This window comes from Deltaproteobacteria bacterium (genome assembly GCA_029858205.1).
In the GTDB taxonomy this organism is placed as follows: domain Bacteria; phylum Desulfobacterota; class GWC2-55-46; order GWC2-55-46; family DRQE01; genus JAOUFM01.
The window spans coordinates 101,644-115,923 of the sequence record JAOUFM010000005.1 but is presented as its reverse complement, the minus strand read 5'-3'; the positions used below and the strand labels follow the sequence as shown (position 1 = coordinate 115,923).

The window sequence follows — 14,280 nt, the reverse complement described above, 5'->3', positions numbered from 1 at the left end:
ATGGGCGCGGACAGTCGTATGTACTCCAAATACGATGAATGGAAGAGCATCGAGGACGTCTGCTTTCCGGATTGGCCGCGCCATAGAGGCGAGCGTACACTCGCGGATGTGGCCAAAAGGGTCATCGCGGATAACAACATAACGAGCGGGGATATCGTCGGCGGGGTCTCTCTTGGCGGCATGGTGGCGCTCGAGATATATAAGATTCTAAAGAACCCGAAGGTTGTGCTCATATCGAGCGCGCTTGGCCATAACGAAATAAGCGGCAGGTTAAGGCTCCTTGCCTCTCTTGCGTCCGTAATCCCGATAACACCGATTCAGTTTTTATTTGGTATTTCCGGCAGCGGAGTTCTAAAGATGGCTGCCTCGGCAGAGCCGTCCTTTATAAGGGCCATGGCCTTTGCGATATTTTCGTGGGAAGGCTATAAGGGCACGGTGGTAGATATCATACGTATACACGGTGATGCGGACAGGACCATAAAGTGCCCGGCAGACTGCTTCGTTATTCCGGGTGGCACGCACTTTACGGCGATTAACAGGAGGGCCGAGTGCGTGCGCATTATAAAGGAACAGCTCAAGGCGTAAGGACGCAGGCCGCAGTCTTTCCAAGTAATGCTTGACAATACCGCGATTTATATGTTACTTACTAACGTTTCTTGTAAAAAGCCGAAAGTGTCTTTTTACAGCTGATTTAAGTAAAAAACCGCGGGAAATGTAGGAAAATGATAGATATAGACGTAAGCCTGATAGTCCAATTCGTAGCATTTATCGTACTGATGTTCGTCCTAAACGGCGTTCTCTTCCAGCCCGTTATGCGCGTTCTCGAGGAAAGAAAAAAGAGGACAGAGGGCGCTGTCGCGGCTGCAATAGCGACCGAGGCAGACGTTACCAAGGGCCATAAGGATTACGAGCTAAAGCTTAAGGAAGCTGCCATAAAGGCCCAGGAAGAGAGAAATGCCGTTAGGATTGCGGCTTCAAAGGTTGAGGCCGAACTTCTCGATAAGGCGAAAAAGGCCGCGCAAGAAGAAATATTAAGGCAGAGAGTGGAGCTTGCCTCAAATAAGGACGCGGCGGTTAAGACCCTTAAGGACGAGACAAAATCATTCTCCAAGTCAATAGCCGAAAAACTCCTGGATAGAAACATCGCTTCGGCGGTAATCGCGTTCCTTTTACTTTCGACCCCGGCCGTTGCGCTCGCAGGCGGCGGTGGCGGCGGTGAAGCGCATGTCGACACTTCTATATACTGGAAGGTCTTTAACTTCATCCTTCTTGCGATACTCGTTATCTATTGCTACTTCAAGTTTGGCAAGCCCGCGCTCGAAAAACGTAGCGAGGACATAAGGCGCATGATAGAGGACGCCGACAAGAGAAAGGCCGAGGCAGAGGCAAAGCTTCGTGAGTATAACGAGAAGATAGCCGGGCTTGACGCCAAGGTGTCATCCATAAGGGAGAATATAAGGCTTGAGGCAGAGGCTGAGAAAAAGCGCATGCTAAAGGACGCCGAAGAAGCGGCGGAGAAAATCAAGAAGCTTGCCAAGTCCGCTGCAGAGCAGGAGATGAACAGGGCAAGGCTCGAGATAAGAAAAGAGATATCCAATCTGGCAGTCGACATGGCCAGGGATATTCTTGGTAAGGAAATCAAGGACGAGGACAGGGAACGTCTTACCAAGAACTACATAGATAAATTGAGGCTTAACTGATGAAAAAAGGTTCGAGCGCGAAGAGGTACGCAAAGGCGCTAATCGACATAGCCATCGCCGATAAGGCCGTTGAGAAGACAGGCAAGGAACTTTCTTCGGTTGCCGCGGCATTCGCCGAGGGCACTGAGCTTATGAAGGTGGTATTAAACCCCATGTACAAGATGGAGGACAGGAAGGCCGTTGCCTCCGAGGTGTGTGTAAAGGTAGGCACCTCCGATACCATAAAGAGGTTTACCGTACTGCTTGTCGAGACCGGCGTTATAAAGTACATAGACGACGTCGCGGCCTCCTACACGAAGTTCGAGGACGAGGTTTCCGGACGTTTGAGAGTTACGGTCGAGGCGGCCTCCGAGCTATCTCCGGCAACGCTTGATGCGGTAAAGGCAAAGCTCAAGGCGGAGACGAAAAAGGACATTATTCTTACTTTCAAGAAGGATGCCGCCATAATCGGCGGGCTTGTTGTTAAGGTAGGCAATCTGACGCTCGATGCGAGCATTAAGTCACAGCTTTCGAAGATACGGGAAAAATTACTGGAAGGAGTGGCATAGCGTATGATCAAGGCAAGCGAGATAGGGGATATAATAAAAACCCGGATAAAGGGCTTTGAAAAGTCCGTGAACGTCGAGGAGGTAGGCACAGTCCTCTCTGTAGGCGACGGTATAGCCAGGGTATACGGCCTCGAAAAGGCCATGGCAGGGGAGCTTGTCGAGTTCCCGGGCTCCATATACGGAATGGTCCTTAACCTCGAAGAGGACACCGTCGGCACCGCGATATTCGGCGAAGACTATACAATTAAAGAAGGCGACACGGTTAAGAGGACCGGGAAAATCGTCGAGGTCCCGGTAGGCGAGGAGCTTGCGGGCAGGGTCGTAAACGCCCTTGGCCAGCCAATCGACAGTCTCGGGCCGATAAAGTCGAAACTTTCAAGAAGGGTCGAGATAAAGGCCCCGGGCATCGTTGCAAGAAAGTCGGTTCACGAGCCGCTCCAGACCGGTATCAAGGCCATAGACGCCATGATCCCGATAGGAAGAGGGCAGAGGGAACTTATCATCGGCGACAGGCAGACCGGTAAGACCGCGGTCGCAATCGATACGATCATAAACCAGAAGGGCAAGGGAGTGTTCTGTATCTACGTCGCTATCGGCCAGAAGCAGTCCACCATAGCCCTTATAGTCGAGAAGCTAAAGCAGTTTGGAGCGATGGACTACACCGTCGTCGTTGCCGCAACGGCGAGCTCTTCTGCTCCGCTTCAGTTCCTTGCGCCTTACACGGGCTGCACCATAGGCGAGTACTTCCGCGATAACGCGAAGCACGCCCTTGTCGTGTACGACGATCTTTCGAAGCACGCCGTCGCGTACAGGCAGCTTTCGCTCCTCCTTAGAAGGCCTCCTGGAAGGGAAGCATACCCCGGAGACGTTTTCTACTTACACTCAAGGCTTCTTGAGAGGGCCGCAAAGCTTAGCGACGCGCTCGGCGCAGGCTCCTTGACCGCTCTTCCGGTAATCGAGACGCAGGCAGGCGACGTTTCCGCTTACGTTCCGACAAACGTCATCTCCATCACCGACGGCCAGATTTATCTTGAGAGCGATCTTTTTTATTCGGGTGTCAGGCCCGCAATCAACGTCGGCCTCTCGGTTTCAAGGGTCGGCGGCGCGGCGCAGATAAAGGCCATGAAGCAGGTCGCCGGTACGATGAGGCTCGAACTTGCACAGTTTAGAGAGCTTGCGGCATTCGCGCAGTTTGGAAGCGACCTTGACGCAGCTACCCAGAGGCAGCTTGCAAGGGGCGGCAGGCTTGTTGAAATTCTTAAGCAGGGCCAGTATACTCCGCTTCCGGTCGAGAAGCAGGTCATCATCATATACGCGGCCACAAAGGGCTATGTTGATTCGTACCCGACCTCGGTTCTTAGAAGGTACGAGGACGAGCTCTTTAAGTTCATAGAGTCCAGGCACGAGGGGCTCCTTACCGATATCAGGGAGAAGAAGGCAATAGACGACGCCGTAAAGTCCAGGCTCCACGGCGTGCTCGACGAGTTCAAGGAACTCTTTGTTGCGGAATAATTAATGGCGACATTAAGCGATATAAAAAGACGCATAAAGAGCGTCAAGAACACGCGCCAGATTACCAAGGCCATGAAGATGGTCTCTGCCGCAAAGCTTAGAAAGGCGCAGGAGGCCATAGTAGCCGCGCGCCCGTACGCAGAGAAGGTGCGCGATTTAGTCGATGCCATTTCCAAGAAATCCTTACCGCACAGCCACCCGCTTCTCTCAAAGCAGAATGCCAATAGCGGGGCAATAGAGATAGTACTTATTACCTCGGACAGAGGCCTTTGCGGAAGCTTCAATACCGTTCTTATAAGGACTACCGAGCGCCTTATCCGCGAGAATAAGGGTAAGAAAATCGGCCTCCATGTAGTTGGTAGGAGGGCAGTCGACCACTTCAAGAACCGTAAGGACATAGAGCTTCTTAACAGAAGGAACTTCGGCAGCGGTCGCCCGACCATGAAGACCGCGGCCGATATAGCGGTCGATATCACGGGCGGCTACATGAAGGACCGCTGTGATGAGGCTTACATAGTATATTCCGAATTCCAGAGCGCGATGACGCAGCGCCCTGTTGCGCAGAAGGTGCTTCCTGTGCTGGAGAAGGGCGCAGAGGCCCCTTACGAGGGCTACATCTACGAACCTTCGCCAGAGGCGGTGCTCGATGAGCTTTTGCCAAAATACATAGAGGTGCAGATATTCAGGGGGCTTCTCGAAAGCTCGGCTAGCGAGCACGGCGCGAGGATGACGGCCATGGATTCGGCATCAAGAAACGCTTCCGACATGATAAGCGGCCTAACGCTCCTCTATAATAGAGCACGTCAGGCTGCCATCACAAAAGAGCTTATGGAGATCATCGGCGGCGCAGAGGCGCTAAAAGGTTAACAGGTTTTTTTTAGGATTTAACGTACAAGACGTTATAGAGAACGCTTTACTTCAAGGAGGTCTTTAAAATGGGTGCAAAGGGTAAGATCACGCAGGTCATCGGGCCTGTTCTGGACGTGCAGTTTCCGCCGGGAGAGCTTCCGGCAATATATAACGCGCTTAGGATATCCAACCCGGCTATCAGCAGCGAGAAGGGCAACCTGGTTGCCGAGGTCGCGCAGCATACCGGCGAGAATACCGTAAGATGCATAGCAATGGACTCAACCGAAGGCCTTGTTAGAGGCATGGAGGCCGAAGATACCGGCGAGGGCATATCGGTCCCGGTCGGCAAGCCCGTGCTTGGACGCATCGTTAACGTCATCGGAGACCCGGTCGACGAGGCAGGCCCCATAAAGGTCGATAAGAGATGGCATATACACCGCCCGGCCCCGAGCTTCGAAGAGCAGTCCACCACAATGGAAGTTTTCGAAACAGGCATCAAGGTCATCGACCTTCTGACGCCGTACCTAAAAGGCGGAAAAATCGGACTCTTCGGAGGCGCAGGTGTCGGTAAGACAGTTCTTATCATGGAGCTCATCAATAACGTCGCCAAGCAGCACGGCGGCTACTCGGTCTTCGCGGGTGTCGGCGAGAGAACGAGGGAAGGTAACGACCTCTGGCACGAGATGAAGGAATCGAAGGTTATCGACAAGGCAGCGCTTGTCTACGGACAGATGAACGAGCCTCCGGGAGCAAGGGCCCGCGTTGCTCTCTCGGCCCTTACCATGGCCGAGTACTTCAGGGACCAGGAGAACCAGGACGTTCTTCTCTTCGTCGATAACATATTCAGGTTTGTCCAGGCGAACTCGGAAGTTTCGGCGCTCCTTGGACGTATCCCGTCGGCAGTCGGTTACCAGCCAACCCTTTCAACCGACGTCGGAGAGCTTCAGGAGAGGATCACCTCTACGACAAAGGGCTCTATTACTTCCGTGCAGGCCATCTACGTTCCTGCAGACGACCTTACCGACCCGGCCCCTGCTACTACATTTGCGCACCTTGACGCTACAACCGTTCTTTCGCGTCAGATAGCCGAGCTTGGTATATATCCCGCAGTCGACCCGCTCGACTCGACCTCCAGGATTCTTGACCCGCAGGTTGTCGGCGAGGAGCACTATGCAACAGCCAGAAGGGTCCAGCAGATACTACAGAAGTATAAGGACCTGCAGGACATCATAGCGATCCTTGGTATGGACGAGCTCTCAGAGGACGATAAGATGATAGTTGCGAGGGCAAGAAAGATTCAGAGATTCCTCTCACAGCCCTTCCACGTTGCCGAGGTGTTCACAGGAGCCCCGGGTAAGTTCGTTAGCGTGAAGGACACGGTAAAGGCCTTTACGGCGATTGCAAACGGCGATTACGATGATATTCCTGAGCAGGCCTTCTACATGGTCGGCAATATCGAAGAGGCGCTCGAAAAGGCCGAGAAGCTTAGGGCGCAGGGTTAATTAAATGGCAGAGAAGTTCAAGTTCGAAATAGTCACGCCTTACGGCGTGGTCGTTTCCGAAGAGGTGGACGACGCAACTGCCCCGGGCGCAGAGGGAGAGTTCGGCGTACTTAAGCTCCATACCGACTATCTTACGACCCTTAAAAGCGGTGTAGTTCGCTACCGTAAGGACGGACAGAGCGCTTCGTATGTCGTTGGCAGAGGGTATGCCGAGGTCGTTGCCGAGAAGACCGTTATAATAGTCGACAGCGCGGAAAAGCCCGAGGACATAGACCCGGAAGAGGCAAGAAAGGCGCTTAAAGACGCGGAAGAGGCCTTAAAGGGCATTCCCGAGGATGTTGAGAACTATAAGCTTTTGGTAGCTGACCTGGAGCTTGCGAAGGCCAGAGTTGATGCTTTAGGAGATAATTCGGAGAAGCATTAAGAGTCCGGTGACAGCGATATAAACGTATTTGGGCCCCCTTTCCGGGTTGTGACGGAAGGGGGTTTTTGTTTGCTTGGACGCCCGCGATGTTGGCGTGATGCTTCGTTGCACTGGAATTTTTGATCCTCGACGTATCATAACAGATACGCCTGCGGTCAAAAATTCCGTGCGCCTCGCCTGACGCCAAACTTGCGGGCGTGGATAGGTTAAGACAGTAAATTACTTCTTGCTGGTTCAAGTTTATAACTTGAACCAAAATTTTGTGGTTCAGGTTGCAAACCTGAACCAGCGTAGCGCCTTATGTTTTGGTGGGTTGGCATATGAAACAGGCGAAGCCTGCTCGCCTGGCACAAAACTTGGCGGTTTATGGGTGATGTGGTAGAATGGGGACGCACCATAGAATGGCGGAGGTGTTTGCTCTCTATGCGCATCATGTTTTTAAATTATCGAGTATCTGTAGTGAATTTTTGCCTTGTTGCGATGCTTTTGAATTATTTGATGGCATGTGGTGGTGTGGGGTCGGGTGTTGGTACCGGAGGCGGTAATGGCGAATTAGCTTCAATCCATGCCGGAGATAATGTAGGGAATGCAAAAATACGCGTATCTTTAGAATCGCGGCAAACAAAGTGGCTGACGGGCAGAGATAATATCGTTTTTGTTGTCGTGAAAAATATTTCCCAGCAGGCTATGTCCATTAAAATTATCGGACATTATCTGGGAGGAGATAGGTTTGTAGAAAAAGGCATTACCTATGTTGGTGGCGGTAAGTTGTTGTCGGGCGAAAAGTTCCAGGAGGGCAAGGAAGTAATTATACAGGAACCACCTGGAGGCGTTCGATTGTTAGCCGGGGATGAGCTGAAAATAGCTATAAATATTACAGATACAACGTGGATGGAAGCAAAGAGTTCCGTAATAAATTATCGTCCCATCTTCAATATTATTCGTACAGGCAGGTATTTTTTTTATATTGCTTTAAATGTAGTTGAAGTAATAGATGACGGCTCGGAAAATGTCGAAACCGTTGAGTCCAATAGTATCGTTATAGATGTTGTTGCTAAAAAATAACTGTTTGGGGCAGGCCTTCGGCCTGCCCGGCTAAATCACCGTCTTCCAGATAAATTCCATTCGACAACCCCCTGTATTTCCTGATAAACTTATAACTTGTATAAGCCTGTCTTCTTTCCGGAGGGTTTTGACTTGAACGCGAAAAAAGCCGAAATAGTCGCGCCTGCCGGCAACCTGGCCTCCCTTAAGGCCGCAATCGAGAGCGGCGCGGACGTGGTCTACACCGGCCTTAGCGGCTCGACAAACGCCAGAAACTTCGAAGGCCTGAACTTCACTGACCAGGAACTACGGCAGGGCATCCGCTTTGCCAGAGAAAAAGGCAAAAAGGTCTATATTGCCGTTAACACATTCGCGCAGGGCTCCTCCATGCCAGTCTGGAAGGACGCGGTGGACAGGGCAGTTGCGCTTAAGGCAGATGCCGTGATACTTGCCGAACTCGGGCTTCTCGACTATGCGAGGCGGAAGTATCCGGATATAAACATCCATCTTAGCGTGCAGGCAAGCGCATCGAACTACGAGTCCATAAACTTCTATAAGCGCCGCTTTGCCATCAGGCGCGTTGTGCTGCCGCGCGTGCATACGATAGAAGAAATCCGCGCAATAAAGGCAAAGACTGACGTCGAGTTAGAGGTCTTTTTACTTGGCGGGCTTTGCATCAACATCGAAGGGCGCTGCTTTCTATCAAGCTACGTAACAGGCGCTTCCACGAATTCAGAAGGTGCGTGTTCTCCGTCGCGTTTCGTGCGCTTTAATAACACGCCCGACGGCAGGATGACCATCACCTTGAATAATGTACTCTTAAATGATTTGTCAAAGGACGAGTCCTCGCCGTACCCGACATGCTGCAAAGGCCGTTACATAATGCCGGACGGTAAAAAGTTCTACGCAATAGAAGACCCTGAGTCGTTAAACGCCCTTCCGGTGCTCCCTGAGCTTCTTGATGCTGGGGTTGCTGCGCTTAAGATCGAAGGCCGCCAGCGGACAAAGGCTTACGCAGCAGAGGTAACGCGCGTTGTGAGAGAGGCAGTTGACGCGTATTATTTATCAGGCAGCGGCTTTGCGATAAAGGATGCGTGGATTGGCCGCACAAACGCCATGTTCGAAGGCTCCGGGCATACTGTAAACTGTTACAAAGGGAAATAATATGCAACTTACTCTTGGCCCCATACTCTACGAATGGAAGAAAGACGACGTCATGAGGTTCTATGACGCTGCGGCCTCGCTCGACGTTGACACCGTGTGCATAGGTGAAGTTGTATGCGCAAAGCGGCGCGCCTTGACCTTGAAGGATGCCGCGTCCATTGGCGAGACACTTAGGAAGGCCGGGAAAAAGGTCGTGATTTCGACCCTTGCCGTTGTGTCCAATGAAGCTGACCTCGGGCTTGTGCGGGAGGCTCTTTCTCTTCCCTTTGCAATAGAAGCAAACGATATGAGTGTTTTTGGCATTAGCGAGACCATGGGGCTTAAAAAAGAAATATTTGCAGGCCCGCATCTTGAGACTTACAATAAAGAGGCAATAGAGTTTCTAAAGACCCTTGGCGTTGGCCGCGTGAGCTTTCCTGTGGAGCTTTCCGTTGAAGCGATAAAATGCGCGGTAGAGGGCACTGGCGTCGAGGCCGAGGTCTTTGGCTTTGGCAGGCCGCCGCTTGCCTTTTCGTGGAGATGTTATACCTGCAGGGCGCATGGCATCACAAAAGACGAATGCAAGAATGACTGCGCGAAATATCCCGAGGGCATAGAGCTTAAAACGCTTGGTAAAGACGATGTGTTTACGGTAAACGGCACTTCGGTGCTAGGCTCCAGGCCCGTGTCCCTTGCAAAGGACGCGGCAGGGCTTGGCAGCATTACGTCGCTTAGGCTGTCGCCTGAAAAGGCGGACATGAAAAAGGTAGTGGATGTATTTAGAAGGTGTCTCTTGGGAGAGGACGCTGCCGGGGCTCTCGATGAGCTTTATCCGCACGGGTTTTTGAACGGGTATGCTTTTTCGGCGGCAGGCAGGGATTTTATAGGGCGCGTTGCATAGCGCTGTTTTCAGGAAAGGAGAGGTTTGTATGACGGATTTTATAGGAAAGGCATTGGACATAGGGTTTGGGCTGGAGAAAAAGTTTTCGGAGTTAATTGGAGAGCTCGAGAAGCGGGGCTCTGAAAAGCGCGCCGCAGCAAAGGAAGGCGAGGCTCCTGCAGCGGAGCGTAAGGAAGAGGACCTGACCGCAAGAGAGAGAATCGAGAATAAGATAGCGGCAGAGGGCGCAAAGGCTGTTAAGGAACTTATCGCCATACTTACCGAAGGCAAGAAAACGGTCGGCGATAATGTCAGAGACTCGGCAGAGAGCATGGCCGCGAGGTTCGGGCTCGCTACGGTAACGGAACTCGAGATAACAAAGGAGATGGCGAGGAAGGCAAGGGAAAAGGCCGATGACCTCGAAAAGCGGCTGGCAAGGCTCGAGGAGAGTGCTGGCTCTTCCGGCAGGGGAAGGGATTAGATGGCGTTTACCACAGTAAGAAATATCATACGCTTGAACCAGATAGCCAGGGTTCTCGTGAAGTACGGCTTCGGAGGCCTTGTTGCAGAGCTCGGGCTCGCGCCGGTGGCCTCGTTTATCGGGCGTATCACAGGCATAGGCATTGCGGCGCACAGGATGCCGGTGCCCGAGCGCGTGAGGAAGGTGCTTGAAGAGCTTGGGCCGACGTTTGTAAAGCTCGGGCAGGTGGCCTCCACAAGGGCGGACGTGCTGCCGCCCGAGTGGATAGAGGAGCTAAAGAAGCTTCAGGATTCCGTGCCGCCGGTATCGTACGCAGAGGCAAAGAAGGTAGTTGAGCGCGCATTCAGGGCGCCGATAAACGAAGTGTACCGCTCCTTTGACGAAGTTCCTGTTGCGAGCGCCTCCATTGCGCAGGTGCACTACGCCGTGCTAAACGACTCAACCGAGGTCGCGGTAAAGGTAAAGCGCCCTGGTATAGAGAAGGTCGTTGACGCTGACATCTCGGTCATGTACACGGTTGCGAGGCTTCTTAAAAAGCATGTAAGCGGCGCAAAGCGCTACAGGCCAATAGAGATAATAGACGAATTCGCCAGGGTCATTCATAACGAACTCGATTTGTCGATAGAAGGCGCGAATGCGACTACGTTTACGCGCATATTCAAGGACGATACGACCGTAAAGGTGCCTGAAATTCACTGGAGCCGGACAAATACCGACGTGCTCACCATGGAGCGCATAAGTGGCCTCCCGCTAGACGAGATAGAGAAGATAAAGGCAATGGGCCTCGACGTGCCGACAATTGCCAACAACGGGCTAAGGGCCTTCTTTAAGCAGGTCTTTGACCACGGCGTTTTCCACGCGGACCTTCATCCGGGAAATATCTTTATCGACAAGAAGGGCACCATCATCTACCTCGACTTCGGAATAGTCGGCAGGCTCGACAGGGAGCTGCGCTACTATCTGGCGAATATGCTTTTCTGCCTCATGAAGAAGGACTACCGGAGGATGGCGCTCATACATAGGGAGATGGGGCTTATCGAGCGCGACGTGGACATACACGAGTTCGAGCACGCGCTCATGGATCTAAGCGAACCGGTATTTGGCCGTTCGCTTCAGGATATCGACATATCTTCGCTCCTTATGAAGCTCATACATACGGCCAGAAGGTTCAGGATGAAGCTTCAGCCAAACCTCCTTCTTCTTCAGAAGTCCATGGTCATAATCGAAGGGGTCGGCCGTCAGATATACCCTGACATAAACGTCTGGGAGGTGGCCAAGCCCATGATATACAGGTGGGTTATAAAAGAAAAGTTCTCGCCGTTCGTGCACGCTGAGCGCGGCAGGGAGTTTGCCGGAGAGATGAGCGCTACTTTATTCGACCTTCCCGGGCAGTTCCATTCGCTTCTATCCGCAGCAATGAAGGATGATTTGAAGGTCGGCTTCGTTCATCATAGATTGGAAGAGATGACAGCAGGCGTAAGGAGCGTCGGGCGGATGGCAGGCGGCGGCATGCTTGCCGGAGCGCTAAGCATTGGCGGAACTCTCGCCATGCTTTTCTCGCCTTCAGGGGTAAAGACGCTTTTCGGATTGCCGCTTCTTGGCTGGGCGTTATTTGCCGCAGCCGCGTTTACAGTGGCCATGACAATGCGCGCCGATAAGCGGCCAGCTGATAACGACGAGGATTGATACGTGAGCGGCGAAGAAGTCAGAAAAACTAACTTCGGATACAAAGAGGTCGACGTAACCGAAAAAAAGGGGCTCGTAAGAGAGGTCTTTGACTCGGTATCTGGCAAGTACGATTTGATGAACGACCTCATGAGCCTTGGCACGCACAGGCTCTGGAAAAGGTTCTTTGTCGAAAAGGCAGGGGTAAGGCCCGGCATGCGCGCCCTCGATGTTGCAGGGGGCACGGCGGATATCGCGCTTCTTATGGCTGCAAAGGCCGGGGAGACGGGCAGCGTCGTTGTTTACGATATAAATAAGGATATGCTCGATGCGGGCAGGGATAAGTGCCTTGACAGGGGAGTTGCGGCCGGCGTATCCTTTGTGCAGGGCGATGCCGAGCATATGCCGTTTGAGGATAACAGCTTCGATGTCGCGACCATTGCCTTTGGCATAAGGAACGTAACGCACATAGACATTGCGCTATCCGAGATGGCGCGTGTAGTTAGGCCCGGAGGCCGCGTCATGGTGCTCGAGTTCTCGCGCGTGAGGGCAGAGATGCTCTCAAACCTCTACGACGCGTATTCATTCGGCGTTATTCCGGCAGTCGGTGAGCGCGTTACCGGTAACCGCGACGCGTATGTGTACCTGGCCGAGTCCATAAGGAAGTTCCCTGACCAGGAGTCCTTCAAGGCCATGATGGAGGATGCCGGGCTTTTCAAGGTAAGGTATTATAATATATTCGGCGGCATTGCTGCCGTGCACTCGGGGGTGAAGGTATGAGCGGGAACGAAGCCGTCGGTAAGGGCAGCGTCGATATTATTATTTCAGAGGCGTTTCGCGCCGCACTTTTGCCTGCGCGGTTTATCCCGGCCCACGCGGCCGCCCTTATAGGCTCTATCGGCGCGGGCGCCCTTATCGGAAGCGTCATAGACAGGCACCCTGGGTTTGGCGAGCGGCTTCGCGAGCTCGACGGCAAGGTCTTTTACTTCGAGGCAACGGATGCTGCAGCAGGCGTGTATATATTGTTCAAGGATGGCAGGGGCAAAGTCGTGCCAAATTATGCCGGAGTTGCGGATGTCACTATGCGGGGTGAGGCAAAGGTGCTCTTCGACCTATTTCTTGGGCGTGTCGACCCGGATACCGTGTTCTTCTCGCGCCGTCTCGAGATAAACGGAGATACTGCCGCAGCGATACTTTTAAAGAACCTGCTTGCCGGGTTGTCGTAATCAAGGGTGGAGTTTTATTTTTATGAACGAAGCGTATGTGAAAAGACGGGTATCTGGCCTGGCGGCGATGTCGGTATTCGCCATGCTGCTTGCGTTTTACGGATGCGCCGCGCCGTCAAAGGGGCCTGCGGTAAAGTCTTCTTCCAATGCAGGCACAGGCAGGGGCGCTGCCGCAGCCGAAGCGCCGGAATTAAAGACGGAGGCGCGCACAGCTACCCCTGCTTTGGCAGGAGGGTCTCTTGTGTACGGGTATATAGACATGCACGAGGTCTCGACAAAGATAGTTGCCGTTACCGTACAAAATGCCTCGAACAATAAAACCTATAAATGTGTTGCCGTTGACGATGTATTCTGGGCCGGCGGGCTTTCTCCCGGCGTGTACCGTTTGTTGAGCTTCGAGAGCGCAAAAGGCGCTACGTACCATGCCTCTGATTTTATAAAGAGCGATACAGAGGTATCCGGACGCCAGGGAGAGCTCTTGTTCATGGGTTCGTATAAGTTTAGAAAGACGGGCTCGTCGAATGCTGATTTCGATTTGGTAAGGCGCAAATTCCCAGGTGAAAAAGAGGCCCTTGAGGTGCTTTTAAAGCATAATAAAGGCGAGTGGTGGGATAAGGCCATAAGGACGCGTCTGGCCTCGCTCTGATGCCAAAGAGAGCCTTGAAACGCGCCGCAGGTAGCGGCGCCAGGAAAAGAAGTAAGCCGCCCAAAGCAGCAGCTGCCAAGTCGCCGCGCCGCGTCATTCTCTTTAATAAACCCTACAACGTTCTCTCGACCTTTACCGATTCCGAAGGCCGTAAAACAATCGGCGATTTCGTGAATGTAAAGGGCGTGTATGCCGCAGGAAGGCTCGATTACGATTCCGAAGGGCTTATCATACTTACAAACGACGGCGCGCTGCAAAGTAAACTTTCCGACCCGAAGCACAAGACCGAAAAGACGTATCTTGTCCAGGTAGAGGGCGTGCCGGATAAAGAAGCGCTCGGGAGGCTTTTGGGCGGCGTTAGTCTGGGAGACGGCCCTACAAGGGCCGTACGCGTTACTATGGTAGAGGAGCCTTCCTGGCTCTGGGAGCGTTCGGTGCCGATACGTTTTAGAAAGACCGTGCCTGTGTCATGGATAGAGGTCACGGTGACAGAAGGCCGTAACCGCCTTGTGCGGCGCATGTGTGCTGCAGCGGGGTTTCCGGTGCTGCGTCTTATACGCGTAAGTGTTGGAGAAAGAACGTTAGGAACGCTCAAGCCCGGCGAGTGGGCAGAGGAAAAACAGGTTTTTTGTCTTGAAAAGGATACGCGTCCGTAAATGC

General features: G+C 52.8%; 16 protein-coding genes. All 16 read left to right on the top strand.

What is annotated here, in order from left to right; all coding sequences use genetic code 11:
* The first annotated feature begins 18 nt into the window (after nt 1-18).
* The 16 genes from OEV59_05780 to OEV59_05705 all read left to right on the top strand — a co-directional run bounded on the left by OEV59_05780 (nt 19) and on the right by OEV59_05705 (nt 14,276).
* Entirely contained in the window at nt 19-585 is a 567-nt protein-coding gene (locus OEV59_05780) for an alpha/beta hydrolase (protein ID MDH4227245.1), read from the top strand.
* 137 nt (nt 586-722) lie between these two features.
* Nucleotides 723-1,700 carry a hypothetical protein gene (locus tag OEV59_05775; GenBank protein ID MDH4227244.1) on the top strand — a complete coding sequence of 326 codons (978 nt, stop codon included), beginning with the start codon at nt 723-725 and terminating at the stop codon, nt 1,698-1,700.
* Complete coding sequence (gene atpH, locus OEV59_05770; protein ID MDH4227243.1) at nt 1,700-2,248, top strand: ATP synthase F1 subunit delta; 549 nt, start codon at nt 1,700-1,702, stop codon at nt 2,246-2,248. Before OEV59_05775 ends, atpH begins: the two co-directional genes overlap by 1 nt.
* 3 nt (nt 2,249-2,251) lie before the next feature.
* Nucleotides 2,252-3,760, top strand: coding sequence for a F0F1 ATP synthase subunit alpha (gene atpA / locus OEV59_05765; protein ID MDH4227242.1), 1,509 nt, complete (start codon nt 2,252-2,254; stop codon nt 3,758-3,760).
* 3 nt (nt 3,761-3,763) lie between these two features.
* Entirely contained in the window at nt 3,764-4,627 is an 864-nt protein-coding gene (atpG, locus tag OEV59_05760; protein ID MDH4227241.1) for an ATP synthase F1 subunit gamma, read from the top strand.
* A gap of 68 nt (nt 4,628-4,695) precedes the next feature.
* Nucleotides 4,696-6,111, top strand: a complete 1,416-nt coding sequence (gene atpD, locus OEV59_05755; GenBank protein MDH4227240.1) for a F0F1 ATP synthase subunit beta — start codon at nt 4,696-4,698, stop codon at nt 6,109-6,111.
* Nucleotides 6,112-6,115: 4 nt separating this feature from the next.
* A complete protein-coding gene (locus OEV59_05750) occupies nt 6,116-6,535 on the top strand; it encodes a F0F1 ATP synthase subunit epsilon (protein ID MDH4227239.1) in 420 nt (139 codons plus the stop codon).
* Nucleotides 6,536-6,958: 423 nt separating this feature from the next.
* Nucleotides 6,959-7,600: a hypothetical protein gene (locus OEV59_05745; protein ID MDH4227238.1), complete on the top strand. Its 642-nt coding sequence runs from the start codon at nt 6,959-6,961 to the stop codon at nt 7,598-7,600.
* Nucleotides 7,601-7,732: 132 nt separating this feature from the next.
* The gene (locus OEV59_05740) at nt 7,733-8,743 is read left to right on the top strand and encodes a U32 family peptidase (protein ID MDH4227237.1); all 1,011 of its coding nucleotides are present in this window, start codon (nt 7,733-7,735) and stop codon (nt 8,741-8,743) included.
* A gap of 1 nt (nt 8,744) precedes the next feature.
* Nucleotides 8,745-9,623 carry a U32 family peptidase gene (locus OEV59_05735; GenBank protein MDH4227236.1) on the top strand — a complete coding sequence of 293 codons (879 nt, stop codon included), beginning with the start codon at nt 8,745-8,747 and terminating at the stop codon, nt 9,621-9,623.
* Nucleotides 9,624-9,651: 28 nt separating this feature from the next.
* Nucleotides 9,652-10,083, top strand: coding sequence for an accessory factor UbiK family protein (locus tag OEV59_05730; protein MDH4227235.1), 432 nt, complete (start codon nt 9,652-9,654; stop codon nt 10,081-10,083).
* Nucleotides 10,084-11,769 carry a 2-polyprenylphenol 6-hydroxylase gene (gene ubiB, locus OEV59_05725; protein ID MDH4227234.1) on the top strand — a complete coding sequence of 562 codons (1,686 nt, stop codon included), beginning with the start codon at nt 10,084-10,086 and terminating at the stop codon, nt 11,767-11,769.
* Between the two features lie 3 nt (nt 11,770-11,772).
* A complete protein-coding gene (gene ubiE, locus OEV59_05720; protein MDH4227233.1) occupies nt 11,773-12,528 on the top strand; it encodes a bifunctional demethylmenaquinone methyltransferase/2-methoxy-6-polyprenyl-1,4-benzoquinol methylase UbiE in 756 nt (251 codons plus the stop codon).
* Nucleotides 12,525-12,974 (top strand): SCP2 sterol-binding domain-containing protein, encoded by a 450-nt coding sequence (locus OEV59_05715; GenBank protein ID MDH4227232.1) that lies wholly within the window; start codon nt 12,525-12,527, stop codon nt 12,972-12,974. The genes ubiE and OEV59_05715 overlap by 4 nt, the downstream gene beginning before the upstream one ends.
* Before the next feature lie 22 nt (nt 12,975-12,996).
* The gene (locus OEV59_05710) at nt 12,997-13,620 is read left to right on the top strand and encodes a hypothetical protein (GenBank protein ID MDH4227231.1); all 624 of its coding nucleotides are present in this window, start codon (nt 12,997-12,999) and stop codon (nt 13,618-13,620) included.
* Nucleotides 13,620-14,276: a pseudouridine synthase gene (locus OEV59_05705; protein ID MDH4227230.1), complete on the top strand. Its 657-nt coding sequence runs from the start codon at nt 13,620-13,622 to the stop codon at nt 14,274-14,276. Before OEV59_05710 ends, OEV59_05705 begins: the two co-directional genes overlap by 1 nt.
* Nucleotides 14,277-14,280: the final 4 nt, after the last annotated feature.